The 20,520-nt window shown below is 64.5% G+C and carries 19 protein-coding genes; 13 read left to right on the top strand and 6 right to left on the bottom strand.

Features of this window, described 5'->3' with window-relative positions; translation table 11 throughout:
- Positions 1–79: 79 nt before the first annotated feature.
- The 3 genes from AAHE99_RS04175 to AAHE99_RS04165 are packed head-to-tail and all read left to right on the top strand — an operon-like array spanning position 80 to position 2,735.
- On the top strand, positions 80–1,435 hold the full coding sequence (locus AAHE99_RS04175) for a type VI secretion system baseplate subunit TssF (RefSeq protein WP_342114704.1): 1,356 nt from the start codon (positions 80–82) through the stop codon (positions 1,433–1,435).
- Positions 1,399–2,262 (top strand): type VI secretion system baseplate subunit TssG, encoded by an 864-nt coding sequence (locus AAHE99_RS04170; protein ID WP_342114702.1) that lies wholly within the window; start codon positions 1,399–1,401, stop codon positions 2,260–2,262. The genes AAHE99_RS04175 and AAHE99_RS04170 overlap by 37 nt, the downstream gene beginning before the upstream one ends.
- A gap of 32 nt (positions 2,263–2,294) precedes the next feature.
- Entirely contained in the window at positions 2,295–2,735 is a 441-nt protein-coding gene (locus tag AAHE99_RS04165; protein WP_342114700.1) for a YybH family protein, read from the top strand.
- 1 nt (position 2,736) lies between these two features.
- On the opposite strand, the gene recJ is transcribed toward AAHE99_RS04165, so the two are convergent.
- Entirely contained in the window at positions 2,737–4,431 is a 1,695-nt protein-coding gene (recJ, locus tag AAHE99_RS04160) for a single-stranded-DNA-specific exonuclease RecJ (protein ID WP_342114698.1), read from the bottom strand.
- Positions 4,428–5,420: a hypothetical protein gene (locus tag AAHE99_RS04155; protein ID WP_342114696.1), complete on the bottom strand. Its 993-nt coding sequence runs from the start codon at positions 5,418–5,420 to the stop codon at positions 4,428–4,430. Before AAHE99_RS04155 ends, recJ begins: the two co-directional genes overlap by 4 nt.
- Positions 5,421–5,446: 26 nt before the next feature.
- On the opposite strand from AAHE99_RS04155, the gene AAHE99_RS04150 reads away from it, so the two are divergent.
- From AAHE99_RS04150 to dcd, 7 genes are all read left to right on the top strand, one after another.
- Positions 5,447–6,736, top strand: coding sequence for a lipoprotein-releasing ABC transporter permease subunit (locus AAHE99_RS04150; RefSeq protein WP_342114694.1), 1,290 nt, complete (start codon positions 5,447–5,449; stop codon positions 6,734–6,736).
- On the top strand, positions 6,729–7,991 hold the full coding sequence (locus AAHE99_RS04145; RefSeq protein WP_342114692.1) for a lipoprotein-releasing ABC transporter permease subunit: 1,263 nt from the start codon (positions 6,729–6,731) through the stop codon (positions 7,989–7,991). Before AAHE99_RS04150 ends, AAHE99_RS04145 begins: the two co-directional genes overlap by 8 nt.
- The gene (lolD, locus tag AAHE99_RS04140) at positions 7,984–8,661 is read left to right on the top strand and encodes a lipoprotein-releasing ABC transporter ATP-binding protein LolD (RefSeq protein WP_342114691.1); all 678 of its coding nucleotides are present in this window, start codon (positions 7,984–7,986) and stop codon (positions 8,659–8,661) included. Before AAHE99_RS04145 ends, lolD begins: the two co-directional genes overlap by 8 nt.
- A gap of 11 nt (positions 8,662–8,672) precedes the next feature.
- On the top strand, positions 8,673–9,476 hold the full coding sequence (locus AAHE99_RS04135) for a TatD family hydrolase (RefSeq protein ID WP_342114689.1): 804 nt from the start codon (positions 8,673–8,675) through the stop codon (positions 9,474–9,476).
- 25 nt (positions 9,477–9,501) lie between these two features.
- On the top strand, positions 9,502–11,928 hold the full coding sequence (locus tag AAHE99_RS04130) for a DNA internalization-related competence protein ComEC/Rec2 (protein WP_342114687.1): 2,427 nt from the start codon (positions 9,502–9,504) through the stop codon (positions 11,926–11,928).
- A 63-nt stretch (positions 11,929–11,991) separates the two neighbouring features.
- A complete protein-coding gene (locus AAHE99_RS04125) occupies positions 11,992–12,804 on the top strand; it encodes an alpha/beta fold hydrolase (RefSeq protein ID WP_342114685.1) in 813 nt (270 codons plus the stop codon).
- A 41-nt stretch (positions 12,805–12,845) separates the two neighbouring features.
- The gene (gene dcd / locus AAHE99_RS04120) at positions 12,846–13,412 is read left to right on the top strand and encodes a dCTP deaminase (RefSeq protein WP_342114682.1); all 567 of its coding nucleotides are present in this window, start codon (positions 12,846–12,848) and stop codon (positions 13,410–13,412) included.
- Here the strand turns inward: dcd and AAHE99_RS04115 are convergent.
- Together AAHE99_RS04115 and AAHE99_RS04110 are read right to left on the bottom strand one after the other, a co-directional pair.
- A complete protein-coding gene (locus AAHE99_RS04115) occupies positions 13,409–15,001 on the bottom strand; it encodes a sensor histidine kinase (protein WP_342114680.1) in 1,593 nt (530 codons plus the stop codon). The two genes, dcd and AAHE99_RS04115, sit on opposite strands and share 4 nt — an antisense overlap.
- Before the next feature lie 3 nt (positions 15,002–15,004).
- Complete coding sequence (locus AAHE99_RS04110; protein ID WP_342114678.1) at positions 15,005–15,688, bottom strand: response regulator transcription factor; 684 nt, start codon at positions 15,686–15,688, stop codon at positions 15,005–15,007.
- Positions 15,689–15,813: 125 nt separating this feature from the next.
- Here AAHE99_RS04110 and AAHE99_RS04105 point away from each other — a divergent pair, with 125 nt between their 5' ends.
- From AAHE99_RS04105 to AAHE99_RS04095, 3 genes are read left to right on the top strand one after another with little or no spacing between them, the layout of a single operon-like run.
- Positions 15,814–16,248, top strand: coding sequence for a Spy/CpxP family protein refolding chaperone (locus AAHE99_RS04105; protein WP_342114677.1), 435 nt, complete (start codon positions 15,814–15,816; stop codon positions 16,246–16,248).
- Complete coding sequence (locus AAHE99_RS04100; RefSeq protein WP_342114675.1) at positions 16,238–16,747, top strand: hypothetical protein; 510 nt, start codon at positions 16,238–16,240, stop codon at positions 16,745–16,747. Before AAHE99_RS04105 ends, AAHE99_RS04100 begins: the two co-directional genes overlap by 11 nt.
- Positions 16,748–16,761: 14 nt before the next feature.
- Positions 16,762–17,583 (top strand): dioxygenase family protein, encoded by an 822-nt coding sequence (locus AAHE99_RS04095; protein WP_342114673.1) that lies wholly within the window; start codon positions 16,762–16,764, stop codon positions 17,581–17,583.
- A 32-nt stretch (positions 17,584–17,615) separates the two neighbouring features.
- Here the strand turns inward: AAHE99_RS04095 and AAHE99_RS04090 are convergent, their stop codons facing one another.
- Both AAHE99_RS04090 and AAHE99_RS04085 read right to left on the bottom strand, forming a co-directional pair.
- A complete protein-coding gene (locus tag AAHE99_RS04090; RefSeq protein ID WP_342114671.1) occupies positions 17,616–19,871 on the bottom strand; it encodes an arginine/lysine/ornithine decarboxylase in 2,256 nt (751 codons plus the stop codon).
- Positions 19,872–19,955: 84 nt separating this feature from the next.
- A complete protein-coding gene (locus tag AAHE99_RS04085; protein WP_342114669.1) occupies positions 19,956–20,519 on the bottom strand; it encodes a DUF4337 domain-containing protein in 564 nt (187 codons plus the stop codon).
- Between the last annotated feature and the right edge of the window lies 1 nt (position 20,520).

Here is a 20,520-nt window from a genome sequence, read left to right as displayed (position 1 = left end):
CGCCGCCCTTTGTCCGGTATCAAAACGCGGCTTGCTGCCTAGTGCCAATATTGCACCAGATCATCGATAAGGGCTTGCGATGGAGCAAATTCTTGCGGTTTTGGAGGGGCAGTTAAGGCGATTCCGCCGTAATTCGGCGGCGCTGGCGGCCGAGCATCCGCTTCTGGCGCGCCAGCTGGGTCCAGCCGAGGCTGTGCCGGACGCGCATGTGGATCGCATAGTGCAGGGCGTTGCCAGTTTGCATGCCCGCACGGCGCTGGCGCTCGAGCGTGCCGGCTGGCAGCGGGATGAACACTTGCTGGAGTTGCTGCATCCGCAGCAGCTACGGCCATTTCCGGCTTGCCGCATCGGTCCTGCGCCCAACGCGCCGCCCGTTGCGCTCAAATGCGTGCGTTTTTGTGGCCCGGAGCTCGAACTGGACTTTGAATGGGAGGCCGCGCCGGACGTCCGCAGCGTCGATATATATCTGGAGGGCGACGCATCGTTCTGCGCCGCCTTGCGAAGTGCGCTGCTGCGCAGTTCTTTTCTGCCTTGCGGCCTGGATCCTGCCGAGGCCTTGCTGCCGCGCCCGCCGGGAGGCCATGCCGGGCTGGCGCTGCTGCGCGAGTTCTTCGTCGCTCCTGAACGATTCAATTTCGTGCGGCTGGATCTGCGCCCATACGCCGGGGTGGAACGTTGGACTTTGCGCGTGCCCTTGCCGGATATCGCGGCCTCCCGCCTGCTGCGCGATGTGGGCGCGGACCATTTACGGGTCGGGTGGGGCGTACGGGCCAGGTTGGCGCCTGCAGCTGCCGCGCCCATACTGCTCGATGGCCGGCAGGCCGAATACCTGCTATCAGTGCCGCCGGAGCTGGAAATCTTTTCCATCGACAGGGTGCAGGTCAATGGGCGCGAGCATCCGTGGGTTGCCCGGCGCGCGGCCGGCGCTGTGCCGGGGCATGAGTGGCGCATCGCTTTCAATGGCGGCGCGCCTGTGGATGCGGTGGCATCGGTCGATGTGAGCTGCTGCCACCGTGCCGATGTGCTGGCGCGTCCCGCAGGCGGCGCCGGCTGCCGTTGGCAGCTCAATTCCCTGCTGGCGCTGGATATGCTGCCGCTTAATGCGCCGGGCTTGCGCGAACTGATGGCGACACAGGCCATCAACCGCTCGCCCGCATCGCAGGCGATGATCGCGGCGGTGAAATCGCTTACCGCTCATCCGGCCTTGCTCAAGCCGGAGCGGGCGGCGCCGGTGCCTGGCACTGAGCTGCACTTGCAGGTCGACGCAAGCCCGTTTGCTGGCTGTGGACTATTGCTGTTTGCCCAGGTGATGGACTGCTTCTTCGGCGAATGCGCCCACCTGAATACATTTACGCGGCTGGTGCTGGTTTCGGCCGGCAGCGGCGAGGAGCTGATTCGATGCAGAGCGAGGAATGCGGGGACGGTGCTGGAATAGCGGCGGACGATGCGCACCGTTATGGCTTGTTCCGCTTGGCCGCGGGGCTGCCGGCGGCGCGCTGGCGCAATGCTACGTCGCTGGCTTTTCCGCCCAGCGATATCACGGCCATTGACGGCCAGGCGGTGACGCTTGGCTGTATCGGCTTGCTGGGGATGGCGGGTGCGCTGCCGTACGCCTATACCGAAGCCGTTGCCCGCGCTGGCGGCGGGGCGGCGCGGGAGTTCATGGACCTGCTTTCTGCGCCTGCTGTCGGTGCGTTTTGCGATGCCTGGCGGATGGCGCGTCCCGAGCATGAGCCGCTGCCTGCGCTGCCGTTGCGGGGCGGGCCAATGCGTGGGCGTGCGCTGGGCGAGTTGTTGTCGCAGGCGCTTGGGGTGCCGGTCCATGTCGAGCAGTTCGCCGGCCGCTGGGAGGCGCTGCCGCCGGAGCAATGCAGCACCGTGGGTGGGGCCTTTGCCCGTTGCGGGGGCGGGGCCTTGCTGGGCGGGCGCTTGTGGCGGATGGATGGGGCGGTGCGGGTGGTGGTGGGGCCGCTAGGGCGGGCGCCGGCGCTTGACTTCGCGCCGGGCGGAACGGGCGCGTTGGCGCTGGCGGAGTCCTGGCGGGCGCTGACTGGTGCGACGGCGGGTGCGGGTGCGGGTGCTGGCGCTGGCGCCGAGGCGAGCGCGGTCACGGGCGTGTCCGCTGATGCTTGCATTCGCCTACAGGCGGGCGCCGCCAGCGGGACGATGCTCGGGGCGGGAGCGCGGCTCGGCTACGATGCGATGCTGCTCGCCGGCCACACCTCCTCCGAACGGGATGACTTGCGCTACGCCCTTTGCTAGCATGAGCCCACCCGACATCAATAGGAGACGATATGAAGAAGACGGTATTGCTGGCGCTCGCCCTGGCCTGCACCAGCGCCCTGGCCGCACCCGGCAACGCGGAATTGAAGCAGCAAGTAGCTGACACTGAGCGCGCCTTCGCCGCCACCATGGCAAAGCGAGACCACCAGGCCTTCATTTCCTTCCTCGCCGAGGAAACCATCTTTTTCAACGGCCCGAAAGCATTGCGCGGCAAGGACACCGTAGCCGCCGAATGGAAAGCCTTCTATGACAAGCCGGAAGCCCCGTTCAGCTGGGAGCCGGACACCGTGGAGGTGCTGGATTCCGGCACGCTGGCCCATTCCTCCGGCCCGGTGCGCGACCCGCAGGGCAAAGTCGTGAGCCGCTTCAACTCCATCTGGCGCCTGGAGGCGCCGGGCAAATGGCGCATCGTGTTCGACAAGGGCGAGCGCGTCTGCGACTGCAAGAAATGAATCAGGCAGATTCGGCGTGTTCCACCAGCAGCTGCACGCGGGTCACGCCGTTGTACTCATTGGCATCCAGGCGGAAGGCGACGCGGGCGCGCTCGCCCAGCGCATCGGTATGGCCGAACCAGATCGCGTCATAGCGCACGCCATTCTTCTCCAGCATCAGCTTCAGGTGGCGGTCCTTCAGGATGCGCTGGCTTAGCACGCGGAATTCATCGCAGAACACCGGCGGCGCGAAGCCCTGGCCCCACACCTGGCCATCCAGCAGTTCAATGAACTGGGTGGTATAGCAGCCATCCTCCAGCGGGCCGTCGGTTTCCACCACGCGCTCCAGCTGTGATTCGGTCAGCCACGCCTGGCCCACCGCCTCAAACGCGGCGCAGAAATGCTCAAAGGCCTCGGCGCGCAGGCTAAGGCCGGCCGCCATGGCATGTCCGCCGAACTTGTCGATCACGCCGGGCGCGCGCTTGGAGACCAGGTCCAGCGCATCGCGCAGGTGGAAGCCCGGGATTGAGCGGCCGGAGCCTTTGATCATGCCGTCGCCTGCCGGCGCAAAAGTGATGGTCGGGCGGAAGAAGCGCTCCTTCAGGCGCGAGGCCACAATGCCGATGACTCCCTGGTGCCAGCTGTCGTCGTAGACGCAGATAGTGGTGCGGTCGGCAGGCTGGAAATCGTCCAGGTGCAGCAGGGCGGCATCCTGCATCTCCGCTTCGATCTCGCGCCGTTTCAGGTTGATGTCGTTCAGCTGCTGCGCCAGTTCCCAGGCGCGTGCCTCATCGTCGGTGATCAGGCATTCGATGCCGAGCGACATATCTTCCAGGCGGCCGGCGGCATTCAGGCGCGGGCCGAGGGCAAAGCCCAGGTCGAACGGCGAGGCGGTACGCGCGTTGCGGCCGGATACGCGGAACAGCGCTTCTACACCGGGGTGCATGCGGCCGGCGCGCATGCGTTTCAGGCCTTGCGCTACCAGGATGCGGTTGTTGGTGTCCAGCCGCACCACGTCGGCCACGGTGCCCAGCGCGACCAGGTCGAGCAGCGAATCCAGCTTGGGCTGGGTCTGGGCGTCGAAAATGCCGCGGCGGCGCATTTCGGCGCGCAGGGCGAGCAGCACGTAGAACACCACGCCGACGCCGGCCAGGTGCTTGGACGGGAAGCCGCATTCAGGCTGGTTGGGGTTCACGATCACGCGGGCGTCGGGCAGGGCGTCGCCCGGCAGGTGGTGGTCGGTGACCACGACGTCGATGCCGCGCCGTTTGGCTTCTTCCACGCCTTCGATGCTGGCAATGCCGTTATCGACGGTGATGATGATGTCGGGCGACTTTTCGCGGGCGGTCAGTTCGACGATTTCCGGCGTCAGGCCGTAGCCGTATTCGAAACGGTTGGGGACGATGAAGTCGACCTTGGCGCCCAGCGCACGCAGTCCGCGCAGGGCGGTGGCGCAGGCGGTGGCGCCGTCGCAGTCGTAGTCGGCCACGATCACCATGCGCTTGCCGGCGGCGATCGAATCGGCCAGGAACTGGGCGGCGTGGTCGATGTGCAGCAGGCGCGATGGCTGCATCAGGGCTGCCAGTTCGCTGGACAGCTCGCCCGGGTCGCACAGGCCGCGCGCGGCAAACAGGCGCGCCAATACAGGGTGGATGCCGCCCTGGCGCAGCAATTCGGTTTCGCGCGTTGGGCAGGGGCGGATGGCGATTCGGGTCATTGCGTAAGGTTCTTCAGGTTCTGTGCGCGCCAGAATTTGCGCAGGGCGGATCTGGTGGTGCGGATTTCTTTCCAGCCGTCGCGGTCGGTCAGGATCAGGGTCAGTTCGCCGATGCGGCTTTCTTGCAGGGCGGAGAGCAATGGCGCGAACCATTCCTGCTCCAGTTGCTGCATGGCGCCCAGCCAGGCGCCCCAGTCATTGCCGGCGCCGGCGGAGATCAGGTGCGGCAGAAGCAGCACGCCCGGTTCGCCCGGGGCAACCTTGGCGCCCGGCGTGCCCAGGGCGCGCATCCAGGAAGGTGCCGGCCCCGCGACAGCCAGGCGAAAGCCTGCGCCGTCCGCCGCCGGGCTGGCGTCTGGGGAGACTTCGCCGCCCCACATCCAGAACGAATTGACCGGCGCCAGGCCGCGCTGTTGGCGCGCCTCGTTCACCGGATGCTCGTGCCACAGCATCTGGATCTCGTTCTGCAGCTTCTTGAAGGCCAGGGCATTCGGCCCGACCGGCATCCAGTCAGCCAGGTTGCTGCCCATCGCCGCATCCGGTGATGCGGCATCCAGTCCATGCCAGGCGTCGGCCCGCATGAACCATGTTTCAGCATCCCCCCACAGCAAATCCTCGAAAAACGGCTTGGCCAGCTCAAACAGCACCCGGGCATCCGCTTCATCGAGCCGCAGGCGGCGCGAATCGGCCAGCACCAGGTGGTTGCGCGCCAGTTGGATATGCACCGGATGCACGATGAACCACTTTCCCCCGGAAGGCGCCAGGCCGAAACCACGCATGACCGCAGCGGCCAGCGACGCACCGGCAGCGCGCGTCAGCCAGGTTTCATGCGGCAGCACGCGGCAGTCATCGCCAAGTACATGCCTTTTAAGCAAGCTGTTGCGTGAGAGTAATGCCGCTAAAGCAGGCGCCTTCAGGTTGCGGGACAGTTCCTGGGCCAGTTCGGCGGGAGGTAAAGCGAAAGGGAGGACGACGGTCGTGGAAGCCATGCGGCATTGTAGTGGAATCTCTTTATATGGCAAACTGCGGGCTTTACTGTGTCAATTTAATAAAAATGCCGTTTGAATGGCTGGTTGGCCTGCGCTACACACGCGCCGGCAGGCGCAATGGGCGCAATAGTTTCATCTCTTTTATCTCAGCGATTTCGATGGCAGGCATCGCGCTTGGCGTAACCGCCTTGATTGTGGTGCTGTCGGTGTATAACGGCTTCCAGCAAGTAGTGACCGAGCGCATGGTGTCCGTGCTGGGGCACGTGGAGCTGTATGAGGTGAGCGGCACCGGCATCGGCGACTGGCATGCGACAGCTGCCGCAGCGGCCCGCAATCCCCAGGTGAAAGGCGCGGCACCCTTCGTTGAGATGCAGGGCATGCTGGTGCATGGCGGCGACAAGCTGCGCCCCTCGCTGGTGCGCGGCATCCTGCCCGGCGAGGAACCCAAGGTTTCCGACATCGGCAAGCAAATGAAGCAGGGTAGCCTGGATATGCTGCAGCCGGGCGCCTTCAACATCATCCTCGGTGTGGAACTGGCGCGCGAGCTGGAAGCCAAACCGGGCGACCGTGTGGCATTGGCGCTGGCGCAGGGTAATTCGCTGTCCAATATGGCGCCGACCCTGCGTACTTTCACTGTGGTGGGCATTTTCGAGGCGGGCCACAACGAATTCGATGCGGGCCTGGCGCTGGTGCATCTGGAAGACGGCCAGCAGCTGGTCAAGATGAGCGGCCCATTCGGCATGCGCCTGCGCCTGCACGATATGCAGCAAGCGCCGCAGGTGGCCAATGAACTGCGTGCTACGCTCCCGGGCCAGCTGGTGGTGCGCGACTGGACCAAGCTGAATGCCTCATGGTTCGCCATCGTGAAGTCGCAGAAAACGATGATGTTCATCATCCTGACCCTGATCATCGCTGTAGCGGCCTTCAACCTGGTGGCGACGCTGGTCATGACGGTGACCGATAAACAGGCAGATATCGCCATCCTGCGCACGCTGGGTGCGTCGCCGTTCTCGATCATGAAGATTTTCGTGGTGCAGGGCGCCCTGGTCGGCATTCTCGGTACGGCAATCGGCGTAGTGGCCGGCGTGGCGCTGGCGCTGAACGTCGGCGTGATCGTGCCGGCCATCGAAAGCCTGTTCGGAGTGCATTTCCTGTCCAAGGACATTTATTTCATCAGCGCCGTGCCGTCGGAGCTGCGCTGGAGCGATGTCGGGGCCATTGGCGTGACCTCGTTCCTGCTGGCCCTGGTCTCCACCCTGTACCCAAGCTGGTGGGCTGCCCGCGTCAAACCTGCGGAGGCCCTGCGTTATGAGTAAGAACCTACCTTTCGAATGGCTGGTCGGCCTGCGCTATACCCGGGCGGGCAAGCGCAGTGGCCGCAATAGTTTTATCTCGTTTATTTCCCTGATCTCGGTGGCTGGCATTGCCTTAGGTGTGGCGGCCATGATCATCATCCTGTCGGTGATGAACGGTTTCCGCAAGGACGTGACGGGGCGCATGCTGTCGGTGCTGGCCCACGTCGAAGTCTTCGAGCGCGGATCGAGCCTGCCGGACTGGCAGGACTTGTCCAAACGCCTGCAGGCCAACCCCGAAGTAAAGGGTGTGGCGCCTTTTGTGCAGGCGCAGGCCATGCTGTCGCGGGGCGGCGAGTCGCTGCGCCCGGCTGTGGTGCGCGGCGTATTGCCGGAGCAGGAGCCGAATGTCTCCGACCTGGTTCGCACCACGCGCTATGGCAGTTTCAACGACCTGCAGCCGGGCGAATTCCGTATCGTGCTGGGCATCGACCTGGCGCGCGCCCTGCAAGTCAACCTGGGTGATAAGGTGACCATGGTGCTGCCGCAGGGGACGGTTACGCCAGCCGGCATCGTGCCGCGCATGCGCAGTTTCACCGTGGCGGGCGTGTTCGTGGCCGGTTTCCCGGAATTCGACGCCAACATGGCCTTTATCCATATCGAGGATGCGCAAAAGCTGCTGCGCCTGGAAGCTCCGGCGGGCTTGCGCTTGCGCCTGGCCGATATGCATAAGGCGCCCGAAGTGGCGCAGGAGCTGCAAAAGCTGGTTCCGAAGGAACTGACTGTACGGGATTGGCCAAAACTCAATGCGAACTGGTTCGCCGCCGTGCAAACTGAGAAACGCATGATGTTCGTGGTGCTGGCGCTGATCGTCGCGGTAGCGGCTTTCAACCTGGTCTCGACCCTGGTCATGACGGTGACGGACAAGCAGGCCGATATCGCTATCCTGCGTACGATCGGCGCTTCGCCGGGTTCGATCCAGAAGATTTTCATGATCCAGGGCGCCCTGGTCGGCCTGCTGGGCGCTGCGCTCGGCGTGGGGGGCGGCGTGCTGGTGTCCCTGAATATTGATGTCATTGTTCCATTTATTGAAAACCTGTTGGGAGTGCAGTTCTTGTCGAAGGATCTCTACACAATCAGCACCGTGCCGTCGGATATGCACTGGTCTGACGTCGGCGTGATCGGCGTTGTGGCCGTGCTGCTGGCGTTCGCGGCGACCTTGTACCCAAGCCGCTGGGCTGCCAATGTCAAACCTGCGGAGGCGCTGCGTTATGAATGATGTGCTGAGCTGCCGTAACCTCGGCAAGACTTTCACCCAGGGCTCCTATGCCGTGAAGGTGCTGGAGAAGATCGACCTGTCGGTGCAGCGCGGTGAGCGCGTGGCTATCGTTGGTGCATCCGGTTCCGGTAAATCGACCCTGCTGCACCTGCTGGGCGGGCTGGATACGCCAAGCACCGGCAACGTGGTGCTGAAGGGCAGCGACTTCGCCTCCCTGAACGAGACCGCGCGGGGCGACCTGCGTAACCTTGAACTGGGCTTTGTCTACCAGTTCCACCATCTGCTGCCGGAGTTTTCGGCGCTGGATAATGTGGCGATGCCGCTGCTGATCCGCCGCGTCAAGCGCGCCGAGGCCGAGCGCCGGGCGCAGGAAATCCTGGCGCGCGTAGGCCTGGCCAAGCGCGTGAGCCACGTGCCGGGCGAACTGTCCGGCGGCGAACGCCAGCGCGTGGCATTGGCGCGCGCCCTGGTGACGCAGCCTTCCTGCGTGCTGGCCGACGAACCAACCGGCAACCTGGACCATTCGACGGCGGAACAGGTGTTCGACCTGATGCTGGAATTGTCGCGCACCCTGGGCACCGCCTTCGTGATCGTGACCCACGACCCGGCCCTGGCGCAGCGCTGCGACCGCATGCTGCGCCTGACCGACGAAGGCCTGAACCCGGCCTGATGGAGCGCGCCATGTGGATCGACACCCATTGCCATCTCGACGCCCATGAATTCGGCGACCAATCGCTGGCGCTAGCGGCGCGTGCGCAGGAGGCTGGTGTCGGCATGGTGGTGATCCCGGCGGTGGCGCGCGACAATTTCGATATCGTTCGTGCGCTCGCGCACCAGGCGCCCAATGCCTGTTACGCGCTGGGCATCCATCCGATCTATGTGCCGCATGCGGTGGAGGATGACCTGGTCTTTATGCGCGAGGCGGTGGCTTCGGCCATGGCCGATCCGCGCTTTGTGGCGATTGGCGAGATCGGGCTGGACTTCTTTATTCCCATGCTGTGCGAGCCGGAGATGCGGGAGAAGCAGGTGTTCTTCCTGCGCGAGCAGCTGAAGATCGCCCGCGATTTCGCACTGCCGGTGCTATGCCATGTGCGCAAGTCGCAGGACCAGGTGCTGAAGCATGTGCGCCAGATCGTGCCCGCCGGCGGCATTGCGCATGCTTTCAATGGCAGCTTCCAGCAGGCGCAGGCCTACATCGAGGCCGGTTTCAAGCTGGGGTTCGGCGGCAACCTGACTTTCACCCGCGCCTTGCAGATCCGCAGGCTGGCGGCGGAATTGCCTTTGTCTTCCATTGTGGTGGAGACGGATGCGCCCGATATTTCGCCTTCCTGGATCCATCCAGCGGTGAATACTCCGGCAGAAGTGGCCGGGATCGGGGCGGTGCTGGCCGACCTGCGCGGCGACGGGGCGGCATGTGTCGCCAAGGCCACGACCAGGAATGCTTTGGACGTTATGCCGCGCTTGCGGGCCTTGATGGCCGCCTGACCGGCCAGCCAGCCGGGGAGGGGAGATGCGTTGCGCGATCCTCGGCCTGGTTGGCGGCGCAGCGTGGCTGCAGGCGCAGGCGAGCCTGCCCGCGGGTTTGGCGCAGGCGATGTGCGTGCTGGTTGCGTTGCTGGCGTTGATGCTTGGCCGCGCCACTTCCGTTGCCTTCCTGCGGCCAGTGCTGGCCGCTGCCGCTGGCGCGCTGCTTGGGTATGCCTGGGCGGGCTGCGTGGCGCAGGGGGCGCTGTCCCATGCGCTTGCCAAGTCGGACGAGGGGCGCGATGTCGAGATCGTCGGTACCGTCGATAGCCTGCCGAGCCGGCAGGCGGGCAGCACGCGTTTCAATTTTGCGGTGGAGTCGCCTGCGGCTGTGCCGCCGCGCATCGTGCTGTCATGGTATGCGGGACGGGGCGAGGGCAATTTCCGGCCGTTGCCCGAAATGCTGCCCGGCGAGCGGTGGCGGCTCAAGGTGCGCTTGCAGCAGCCGCATGGCAACGCCAATCCTTTTGGGTTTGACTACGAACTCTGGCTGCTGGAGCAGGGCATCCGTGCCACCGGCTATGTGCGTTCGGAGGGGCGCAATGAACGCTTGGCCGGGTTTGTGCCTTCGCCGCATAACCTGGTGGAGAGGATGCGCTACCAGATCCGCGAGCATATTGCTGCGGCGTTGCAGGGGCGCCGCTACGCCGGGGTGATCGTGGCGCTGGCGATGGGCGACCAGCGCGGGATTTCGCAGCAGGACTGGCAGGTCTTCAGCCGCACGGGGATTGCGCACCTGGTCTCGATTTCGGGGCTGCATATCACCATGATTGCGGGGCTGGTGGCCTGGCTGGCGAGCTGGCTTTGGCGGAAGTCGTTCCTGGTGGCGGAATGGCAGTTGCCGTTGCGGCTGCCGGCGCCGCGCGTCGCGGTGCTTGCCGGGTTCCTCGCGGCTTGGGCTTATGTTGCGCTGGCCGGCTTTGGGGTGCCGGCGCAGCGGACGCTGTATATGCTGGCTGTTGTGGCTCTCGCGATGTGGATGGACCGGCTGGCGGCCATCTCGCATGTGTTGGCGCTGGCGGCGGGCGTCGTGGTGGTGCTGGATCCGTGGGCCGTCATGTGGCCGGGTTTCTGGCTGTCGTTCGGCGCTGTCGCGGCGATTCTGTACGCGACGGTCGGCAGGATGCGGACGATCCACCGGTCTGCGGCCGATGCCGATGCACACGACGTGGCGGGGTGGCGCGCATGGTGCTGGCGGCAGTGGTCTAACCTGCGCCTGGCAGCGCTGACGCAGTTTGCGGTGACGGCCGGCCTGGTTCCTCTGACGATGCTCCTGTTCTCGCAGGTATCGCTGGTCAGCCCCGTGGCGAACGCCGTAGCCATCCCCGTCATCAGCCTCCTGGTAACGCCCCTGGCGCTGCTCGGCAGCATCCTTCCACCAACGCTGGCCGCACCGGTCCTGCAAAGCGCGCACTGGATGCTGGAACAACTGCTCGACATGCTACAGCTGCTCTCGAACCAGTCCCTCGCCGTCTGGTCCGCACCAGCACCAGGCTGGCCGATCTTCACATTCGCCCTTGCCGGAACCGCCTGGATGCTGGCCCCGCGCGGCTGGCCGATGCGCTGGCTGGGAATGGCCTGCTGGCTCCCGCTGCTGGCCGCCCAGCCGGAAAGCCCGCCGCCCGGCACCGTGCGCGCAATAGCATTCGACGTCGGCCAGGGCATGGCCATCCTGATCGAAACCGCCGCGCACCGCCTGCTGTACGACACCGGCCCAAGCTACACGCCGGAAGCCAACGGCGGCAACCGCGTCATCCTGCCTTATTTGCGCGCACGCGGCATCCGCAAGCTCGATACGCTGGTGGTCAGCCACAGCGACAGCGACCACTCCGGCGGCGCCCAAGCCATCATGGCCGACATACGGGCCGACAAAGTACTGTCGTCACTCCCCGCCGGCCACCCCATCATCACCGCCGCGGCGCACCATGGGTCCTGCACGGCCGGCCAGGCCTGGGAATGGGACGGCGTGCGCTTCGAAATGCTCCACCCCAGCGAAGAAAGCTACCGTGACCCAACCCTCAAGCCCAACGCGCGCGGCTGCACGCTGCGCATCGATGCACGGGGCGGCAGCATCCTCCTTCCAGCCGACATCGAGGCGGCGCAGGAAGCGCAGCTGCTGGCCAGCCTGCGGGAAAAGCTGCCAGCCGATATCCTGCTCGCCCCGCACCACGGCAGCGCCACCTCATCCACCGCCGCATTCCTGGCCGCAGTCAGCCCGCAGCACGGCATTTTTCAGCTGGGCTACCGTAACCGCTACCACCATCCCCGCGCTGACGTCGTCGCGCGCTACCAGGCGCTGGGCGCCACCGTCTGGCGCACCGATGAACTAGGCGCGGTTTCGCTCGAAATTGGCGAAAACACAAAGCTCAGCGCGTACCGGCGCGAGCGCGCCCGCTACTGGCATGGCCGCTGAACCTGAGCGATAATTAGAGGCTTAGTACAAAATGTTTGCAGCCAATGCTTTTAGAATAAGTTGATGACGAAACCGAAAGTTCATTTCGCCCACGCGAACAGCTATCCGGCCGGCACCTATCGGCAATTCTTTGAGTACCTGAGCAGGGATTTTGAAGTGCAGGCGCTGGATATGCATGGCCACAATCCGCAATACCCGGTAGAAGACGGTTGGGGCACACTGGTCCAGGAGCTGATAGACGATCTGGAAAAACGCTATACCGAGCCGGTCATCCTGGTCGGCCATTCGCTGGGCGGCCTGCTTAGCCTGATGGCAGCGGCCAAACGCCCCGAGCTGGTGCGCTGCGTAGTGATGCTCGACTCGCCGGTTGTCGCGGGCTGGCGCGCCAAGGTCTGGCGCCTGTTCAAGGGCACCCGCGTCGCCGACCGCTATTCGCCGGCCCGCTTCTCTGCCAAGCGGCGCAATGTCTGGCCCGACCACAAGGAAGCGCTGCGCCATTTCGCCAGCAAGGAAATGTTCGCCGCCTGGGCGCCCGGCGTGCTGCAGGATTATCTGGAGCATGGCTTGGTCGAGCATGCGGAAGGCCTCCAGCTGCGCTTCAAGCGCGAGACCGAGACCGCGATCTACCGCACTTTGCCGCACCATATCGGCAAGCTGGTCAAAGGCACATTCCCGGTCCCGGTGGCCTACGTCGCCGGCGATAACTCGGCGGAAAACCGCCAGGCAGGCCTGGAGCACACCCGCAAGCTGGTTGGCCGCAACTTCCGCGTGATGCGCGGCTCGCACCTGTTCCCCATGGAGATGCCGCGCCAGGCGGCAGAACTGACGCGCGACCTGATCCGCCAGATGCTTCCACCCCCGCGCCTGCGCGCTTAATGTAAAATTCGCACCACTATTTAAACTAGAAAGTCCCAGCGATGACGATTAAAAGCGACAAATGGATTCGCCGCATGGCGGAACAACACGGCATGATCGAGCCTTACGAACCAGGCCAGGTCCGCGCCGTCGATGGCCGCAAGGTCATTTCCTACGGCACCTCGTCGTACGGCTACGATATCCGTTGCGCCGACGAGTTCAAGGTGTTCACCAACATTAACAGCACCATTGTCGACCCTAAGAACTTCGACTCGAACTCCTTCGTCGATGTGAAGAGCGATGTCTGCATCATCCCTCCGAACTCGTTCGCACTGGCCCGTACCATCGAATACTTCCGCATTCCGCGCAATGTGCTGACCGTCTGCCTGGGCAAGTCGACCTACGCGCGTTGCGGCATTATCGTCAACGTGACCCCGTTCGAGCCGGAGTGGGAAGGCTACGTGACCCTGGAATTCTCGAACACCACCCCGCTGCCAGCCAAGATTTACGCCGGCGAAGGCTGCGCCCAGGTGCTGTTCTTCGAGAGCGATGAAGTCTGCGACATCTCGTACAAAGACCGTAACGGCAAGTACCAGGGCCAGCACGGCGTGACCCTGCCGAAGGCTTAAGGCCTGAGCACCGGGAGCGCAAGCTCCACGCACAGCCCGCCGCCGCTTCGATTGGCGGCGGCTATGCGGCCTCCATGCTGCTGCACCACCTGCTGGGCGATCGCCAGGCCCAGTCCATGTCCGTCCACGTCCTTTTCCGTGTGGTTGCTGCGGTAGAAGGGCTCGAATATCTTCCCCAGGTCTTCCTGCGCCACGCCGGGGCCGCTGTCTGCCACCTTCAGGCGGATATAGCGTCCGTCCAGCGCCGATTCCACTTCGACTTTGCCGCCTTCCGGGCTGTGCTTGATGGCGTTGCGGACCACGTTTTCAATTGCCCGCGCCAGCAGCTCGGGCTGGCCCTTCAGCTGGGCGTCGGTGGTGGCGGTGACGCGGACCTGGCGGCCGTGGCTGGCGGCTTCGAACTGCGCGTCCTGCAGGATGTCGTCGAGCAGTTCGCCAATGCTGAATTCCTGCTGGGGCGCGTCGAAGGCGCCCGCTTCCAGGCGCGATAGCGTGAGCAATTCTCCAACCAGCTTGTCCATACGGACGCTTTCGCGTTCGATGCGCTCCATCGAGGCGGCGGTCTTGTCGGGCTGCTGGTGGGCGAGGCCGATGGCGGCCTGCAGGCGCGCCAATGGGGAGCGCAGTTCGTGCGATACGTCGTGCAGCAGGTTTTTCTGGCCGTCGAGCAGGGCGCGCAGGCGGCCTGTCATGCGGTCGAAGTCGCGGCCCAGTGTGGTGAGTTCGTCGCCGCCGGCGCGCGGCTTGCCGTTGAAGCGGGGCGCCAGGTCGCCGCTGGCCGCTGCGTCGAAAGCCTGCCGCAGGGCGCGGATGGGGCGGGCGAAGTACCACGCCAGCAGGGCGGCGAACAGGAGGCTTGCCAGTACGGCGGCGGCAATCGGGATGAATGGCGTCAAAGGGCGGAAGCGCGGCGGTGGCCCGCCAGGTCCGCCAGGCTCGCCACGGCCCAGGCCTGGCCCGAAGCCGGGCGCAGGGGGCGGGCCAGGCGGGACGCCGCCAGCGCCTTGGGCGGCGGCTGGCGCCGGCGGGGTGTCTGGAGGGCGTGCGGCATCGCCAGCCGGGGCGCCTGTGGCGGGCGGCGCTTCGGGGCGGCGGAACTCCTGCCGGCGATAGGCGCGCGGATCGAGACCAGGGATACCGGAACCAGCCAGCATCGCGCGTGAATCCGGCACATCCAGCCCGCCTTGCAAACGGCGCGACGGCAAGAACAGCAAATACCGCTTGCCATCATGGGACGAGACCTGCCGGACCCCGCGCGGATCGGCACTCGCCAGCATCTTCTGCGCTTCCGATAGCACATTCGGACTGATAATCCGCCCCAAAAGCTCCTTCCCATCATCGCCAACCGCGAACACCCGATGGCGCGGCATATTCTCCAGCAGTTGCCGCAAACCCTCCGTACCGCCATAGGCCAGCGTTGCCGCGGCAGACTCGATCGCCAACTCCGCCGGCGGCCCCGTTTCCAGGTCCGACGGCCGCGCCGCCATCTCATTGCGGCTCTTGAGCCAGACAGCGCCGCCGATTGCCGCCGTCGCCGCAATCTGCGCCAGCAGGATGGAAAAGAAGAACTTCCAGAACAGTCGTCCCACGGCTTACTCCCGGATCAACTGGTAGCCCAGGCGGTACACCGTCTGCAGGCACGAACGTCCATCGGCAATGGTGCCGAGCTTATGCCGCAGGCTGCTCATATGCACATCGATATTGCGGTCGAAGCGCGCCATCGGCCGCCCCAGACCCTGTTCGGACAGGATGTTCTTGCTGACCGGTTTGCCGGCGTTGCGGGCCAGGACTTCCAGCAGGTTGAATTCAGTACTGGTCAGGTCCAGCGGCATGCCCGCCCACGCAGCGCGGCGCTGTTCCGGCCACATGCTCAGCTGCCCCACCATCAGCGGACCGGTTCCGGTATCCGGCACCGCCTGCGTACGGCGCAGGATGGCCCGAATGCGGGCCGTCAGTTCGCGCGGCGTGCATGGCTTGGTCACGTAATCGTCGGCACCCAGCTCAAGGCCGACGATGCGGTCGGTATCGTCGCCGCGCGCCGTCAGCATCAGGATCGGCATGCGGCTCACCGCGCGGATACGGCGCAGGGTTTCCAGGCCGTTCATACGCGGCATCATCACATCAAGAACGGCAATCGCATACAGGCCGGTCAGCGCCGCAGCGGCGCCGGTTTCGCCATCGTGGGCGGTGGTGACCTCGAAGCCTTCCTGCACCAGGTATTCCTGGAACATGTCAACCAGTTCGACGTCGTCGTCAATCAACAGGACCTTATTCATGCGGCCATCATAACAAATCGGTCCCGCTGGATTCCCCCATCTTTACACGGTTTTACGCGCGACTTACGGCGCTTTACAGACGGTGGCCAGAGAATGGAATCTCCCAACCACCTTGAAGGATTGACATGAAAAAGAGCAAACTGATCCCATTGCTGCTGGCTGCCGCCATGGCGCTGCCGGTGGCGTCCCATGCGCAGGAGCGCATGCCGCCGGCGCCGATGGGCGACCATGGCCCGCGTGGCTTGCCATTCCTGCGTGGCCTCGACCTGTCCGATAGCCAGGACGAAAAACTGTTCCAGCTAATGCATAGCCAGGCGCCGTACCTGCGCGAGCAGCATCGCGCCCATGAGAAAGCGATGCGCGCCCTGCACGAAATGCGCAATGCCGAGAAATTCGACGATGCCGCTGCGACCCGTCTGGCGCAGGCGGCGGCACAGGCGCAAGCCAACATCACGCTGGCCCATATCCGCACGCACCAGAAGGCGCTTGCCCTGTTGACGCCTGAGCAACGCGCCAAGTTGGACTCACGCCCACCGCGCGGAGGATTCCATGAACGTTAATTCGATCACCGGCAGCGGCTTTGCTAGCCAGGTGCCCGCTACCGGCACCGACAAGGCCCGCCAGCCTCCGCCGCCCCCGCCACCGGACGGTCCGCCACCGGATGGCAGTGGTCTTGCCAATGCCATCGGGCAGGCCTTGCAGTCTCTTGGTGTGACCGATGTCGCCACTAGCGAAAAGGAGAGCGCGGCCGCCTCGCTTGGCGCCTTCTTGCAGGAGCTGATGGCGTCGTTGCATGAGCAGGGCACCGCAAAAGGGGCAGGGGCTGGCGGGCACCCCGGCCGCCTGTCGGAGGATTTGCAAAGCCTGATCTCGTCGCTGCAAAGTGAATCCGGGTCCGGCGAGGCCAGCGCGCTGGAGACATCGTTCTCTGCGCTGCTTGATTCGCTTGGCGCCGATAGCAGCGACTCCCAAACCAAGCTGGCGAGCTTCCTGCAAACGCTTGCCGGCCAACTGCCGCAATCCGGCAGCACCGGCAATCTAATCAACACGACAGTTTAAGAGGGAAACGTAATATGGACGCGCATGACCACAGCCTGGCGGCGGATCTTGAAGCAATGATGAATATGGGGAGCAGCCGTCGCCGCTCGCTGCGCTGGTTGCTGGCCGGCGCGGCCGCGCTGCCGCTGGCTGGATGCGGAGGCGGCTCGGGTAGCGCGGGCAGCGGCACGGCGACCGGCAGTACCGGCAGCTGCACCGTCATCCCCGAAGAAACCGGCGGCCCGTATCCTGGCGACGGCACCAACAGCAACGCCAGCGGTATCGTGAACGTACTGACCCAGAGCGCCGTGGTGCGCAGCGATATCCGCAGCAGTTTCAATGGCGCCAGCGGCACGGCAGCCGGCATTCCGCTGACGGTAAAGCTGAAGATCGTGAACGCCTACGCCAGCTGCGGCGCGGCCGGTAGCTTCGCCGTCTACTTGTGGCACTGCGACCGCGAAGGCCGCTATTCGCTGTACTCGCAGGGCGTGACCGACCAGAACTACCTGCGCGGCGTACAAGCCGCCGATGCAGACGGTAACCTGACCTTCACGACGATCTTCCCGGGCTGCTATGACGGCCGCATGCCCCACATCCATTTCGAGGTGTACCGCAGCCTGGCGCAAAGCAGCAGCGCTGCCAACCGCATCAAGACCTCGCAATTCACCTTCCCGCTGGCGACGATGAATGAGGTTTATGCGACAAGCGGCTACGCCAGCTCCGCCAGCAACCTGTCGCGCATCAGCTTCGCCACCGACAACATCTTCAGCGATGGCTACTCGCTGCAGCTCGGAAGCATGACCGGCAACGTGACAGACGGCTACATCGTAACGCTGGTGGTTGCCATTGCGGCGTAAAAAAAGCCCGCTACACAAGCGGGCTTTTAGTTTTACTGCTTGACGCAGTCTACGAAGTAATCGCGTTTGCCGTTCACTTCGCGCTTGACCAGGCCGTGCACGTCGGTCTCGAAGCCAGGGAAGCGCTCGTTGAAATCGCGCGCAAAGCGCAGGTAGTCGACGATGGTCTTGTTGAAGCGCTCGCCCGGGATCAGCAGCGGGATGCCCGGTGGGTATGGCGTCAGCAGGATCGAGGTGATGCGGCCTTCAAGTTCGTCCAGCGCCACGCGCTCGATCTCGCGGTGCGCCATCTTGGCGAAGGCGTCCGACGGCTTCATCGCAGGCACCATGTCCGACAGGTACATCTCGGTGGTCAGGCGCGCTACGTCGTAGGCCTTGTAGAAATCGTGGATCTGCTGGCACAGGTCGCGCAGGCCCATTTGCTCGTAGCGCGGGTTGGCAGCCGAGAACTCCGGCAGGATACGCCACATCGGGGCGTTCTTGTCGTAGTCGTCCTTGAACTGCTGCAGCGCGGTCAGCAGGGTGTTCCAGCGGCCCTTGGTAATGCCGATGGTGAACATGATGAAGAAGGAGTACAGGCCGCACTTCTCAACGATCACGCCGTGTTCGGCGAGGTACTTGGTCACGATGGACGCCGGGATGCCGGATTCGCCAAACTGGCCGTCCAGCGACAGGCCTGGGTTGACGATGGTGGCCTTGATCGGGTCGAGCATGTTGAAGCCCGGCTTCAGGTCGCCGAAGCCGTGCCATTTCTTGCTTTCCTCGGTGAAGATCCAGTCTTCCTGCGAGCCGATGCCTTCTTCGGCGAAGGTGTCCGGGCCCCAGACCTTGAACCACCAGTCGCTGCCCCATTCCTCGTCGATCTTGCGCATGGCGCGGCGGAAGTCCAGCGCTTCCAGGATCGATTCTTCCACCAGCGCGGTGCCGCCCGGCGCTTCCATCATGGCCGCTGCCACGTCGCAGGAAGCGATGATCGAGTACTGCGGCGAGGTCGAAGTGTGCATCAGGTACGCTTCATTGAAGGCGTCCTTGTCCAGCTTGACGGTTTCGGAGTCGCGCACCAGCACCTGGGAAGCCTGCGACAGGCCGGCCAGCAGCTTGTGGGTCGACTGGGTCGAGAAGATCATCGACTCCTTGGCGCGCGGACGGTCCTTGCCGATCGCGTGCATGTTCTTGTAGAAGTCGTGGAAGGTGGCGTGCGGCAGCCATGCTTCGTCGAAGTGCAGGGTGTCGATCTTGCCGTCCAGCATTTCGCGCAGGGTTTCCACGTTGTACACCACGCCGTCGTAGGTCGACTGGGTGATGGTCAGGATGCGCGGCTTTTTGTTGGCGGCGGCTTGCGCGAACGGGTTGTTGGCGATCTTGCGCTCGATGCTCTCCATCGAGAACTCTTCCAGCGGGATCGGGCCGATGATGCCCAGGTTGTTACGGGTCGGCATCAGGAACACAGGGATCGCACCGCACATGATGATCGAGTGCAGGATCGACTTGTGGCAGTTGCGGTCCACCACCACGATATCGCCCGGCGCCACGGTCGAATGCCACACCATCTTGTTGGAGGTGGAGGTGCCGTTGGTGACGAAGTAGGCGTGGTCGGCGTTGTAGATGCGGGCGGCATTGCGCTCGGACGCGGCCACAGGGCCGGTGTGGTCCAGCAACTGGCCCAATTCTTCCACCGCGTTGCAGACGTCGGCGCGCAGCATGTTCTCACCGAAGAACTGGTGGAACATCTGGCCGATCGGCGACTTCAGGAACGCCACGCCGCCGGAGTGGCCCGGGCAGTGCCAGGAGTAGGAACCGTCGTTCGCGTAGTGCACCAGGGCGCGGAAGAACGGCGGCGCCAGGCTGTCCAGGTAGGACTTGGCTTCGCGGATGATGTGGCGCGCCACGAATTCCGGGGTGTCCTCGAACATGTGGATGAAGCCGTGCAGCTCGCGCAGGATATCGTTGGGGATATGGCGTGAAGTGCGGGTTTCGCCGTACAGGTAGATCGGGATGTCGGCGTTCTTGTGGCGGATTTCCGACACGAAGGCGCGCAGCGATGCCAGCGCGGTGTCGGTTTCCTCCAGGGTGCCGCCGCCGAACTCCTCGTCGTCGATCGACAGCACGAAGGCCGAGGCGCGCGACTGCTGCTGGGCGAATTGGGACAGGTCGCCGTAACTGGTTACGCCGAGGACCTCCATGCCTTCCTTTTCCATCGCTTCAGCCAGGGCGCGGATGCCCAGGCCGGACGTGTTCTCGGAACGGAAATCCTCGTCAATGATGACGATGGGGAAGCGGAATTTCATCAGTGGTCTCCAGGCGCGACCAAGCGCCTCAAAAAAATTAAGACCGGGAGTATCGCAGAAATTCGGCTCCCGGGGGAAATTAATTTACAACATCGCAAGGCCGCCCAGGCCCAGGCCAATCGCGGCTACCGCGTAGGTTGCGTACATCAGCCATTTGCGGTGCGTCAGCAGGGTGATCGCCGCCAGCGCGATGGCTACCTGTTCCGCCGTGGTGGCCTGCGCCCACTGGTGGTGCTTGTGCAGCGCGTGGTCGGATTTATGGTCCCATTCCGCCGATTTGGCTTCCCACTGCTCGGCGTCCTTCTTGATGGCGTCCTTTTCTTCCTTATAGCGCAGCACTTCGGCCTTGTACTTCTCCACGTCCGCATTCGGCAGCAGCATGGCCAGTTCCGCCAGGTTCTGCTTGGAAGACTTGGCCTGGTAATAATTCCAGCGGTTGGAGGCCTCAGTCTTGGCGATGGCGGCATTGTTCTTGAACAGGGCCGCATCGTTCTGGGTTGCGCCGCCCTGGTAGCCGAAGATGGCGCCTACCGTCGCCAGGATGGCCGTTGTCACGGCGATATTGCCCGAAAACTTGTCGTTGCTGTGTGCTGCGTGTTCCACGGCGTGGTCGTGCGGGCCGTGGACGTGAAAACCGTGTCCGGACATT

The organism is Pseudoduganella sp. OTU4001 (genome assembly GCF_038440195.1).
In the GTDB taxonomy this organism is placed as follows: domain Bacteria; phylum Pseudomonadota; class Gammaproteobacteria; order Burkholderiales; family Burkholderiaceae_D; genus Rugamonas.
Note: the sequence above shows the minus strand (reverse complement) of the source record. Positions and strands in the feature narration are given on the sequence as shown.

What these genes read in the sequence shown, in the direction of transcription:
- AAHE99_RS04155 (WP_342114696.1), bottom strand. Translation starts at nt 5,420, where the DNA reads ATGGCTTCCACGACCGTCGTCCTCCCTTTCGCTTTACCTCCCGCCGAA.
- dcd (WP_342114682.1), top strand. Translation starts at nt 12,846, where the DNA reads ATGACGATTAAAAGCGACAAATGGATTCGCCGCATGGCGGAACAACAC.
- AAHE99_RS04100 (WP_342114675.1), top strand. Translation starts at nt 16,238, where the DNA reads ATGAACGTTAATTCGATCACCGGCAGCGGCTTTGCTAGCCAGGTGCCC.
- AAHE99_RS04085 (WP_342114669.1), bottom strand. Translation starts at nt 20,519, where the DNA reads ATGTCCGGACACGGTTTTCACGTCCACGGCCCGCACGACCACGCCGTG.
- AAHE99_RS04170 (WP_342114702.1), top strand. Translation starts at nt 1,399, where the DNA reads ATGCAGAGCGAGGAATGCGGGGACGGTGCTGGAATAGCGGCGGACGAT.
- AAHE99_RS04130 (WP_342114687.1), top strand. Translation starts at nt 9,502, where the DNA reads ATGCGTTGCGCGATCCTCGGCCTGGTTGGCGGCGCAGCGTGGCTGCAG.
- lolD (WP_342114691.1), top strand. Translation starts at nt 7,984, where the DNA reads ATGAATGATGTGCTGAGCTGCCGTAACCTCGGCAAGACTTTCACCCAG.
- AAHE99_RS04145 (WP_342114692.1), top strand. Translation starts at nt 6,729, where the DNA reads ATGAGTAAGAACCTACCTTTCGAATGGCTGGTCGGCCTGCGCTATACC.
- AAHE99_RS04165 (WP_342114700.1), top strand. Translation starts at nt 2,295, where the DNA reads ATGAAGAAGACGGTATTGCTGGCGCTCGCCCTGGCCTGCACCAGCGCC.
- AAHE99_RS04175 (WP_342114704.1), top strand. Translation starts at nt 80, where the DNA reads ATGGAGCAAATTCTTGCGGTTTTGGAGGGGCAGTTAAGGCGATTCCGC.
- AAHE99_RS04135 (WP_342114689.1), top strand. Translation starts at nt 8,673, where the DNA reads ATGTGGATCGACACCCATTGCCATCTCGACGCCCATGAATTCGGCGAC.
- AAHE99_RS04105 (WP_342114677.1), top strand. Translation starts at nt 15,814, where the DNA reads ATGAAAAAGAGCAAACTGATCCCATTGCTGCTGGCTGCCGCCATGGCG.
- recJ (WP_342114698.1), bottom strand. Translation starts at nt 4,431, where the DNA reads ATGACCCGAATCGCCATCCGCCCCTGCCCAACGCGCGAAACCGAATTG.
- AAHE99_RS04095 (WP_342114673.1), top strand. Translation starts at nt 16,762, where the DNA reads ATGGACGCGCATGACCACAGCCTGGCGGCGGATCTTGAAGCAATGATG.
- AAHE99_RS04150 (WP_342114694.1), top strand. Translation starts at nt 5,447, where the DNA reads ATGGCAAACTGCGGGCTTTACTGTGTCAATTTAATAAAAATGCCGTTT.
- AAHE99_RS04090 (WP_342114671.1), bottom strand. Translation starts at nt 19,871, where the DNA reads ATGAAATTCCGCTTCCCCATCGTCATCATTGACGAGGATTTCCGTTCC.
- AAHE99_RS04125 (WP_342114685.1), top strand. Translation starts at nt 11,992, where the DNA reads ATGACGAAACCGAAAGTTCATTTCGCCCACGCGAACAGCTATCCGGCC.
- AAHE99_RS04110 (WP_342114678.1), bottom strand. Translation starts at nt 15,688, where the DNA reads ATGAATAAGGTCCTGTTGATTGACGACGACGTCGAACTGGTTGACATG.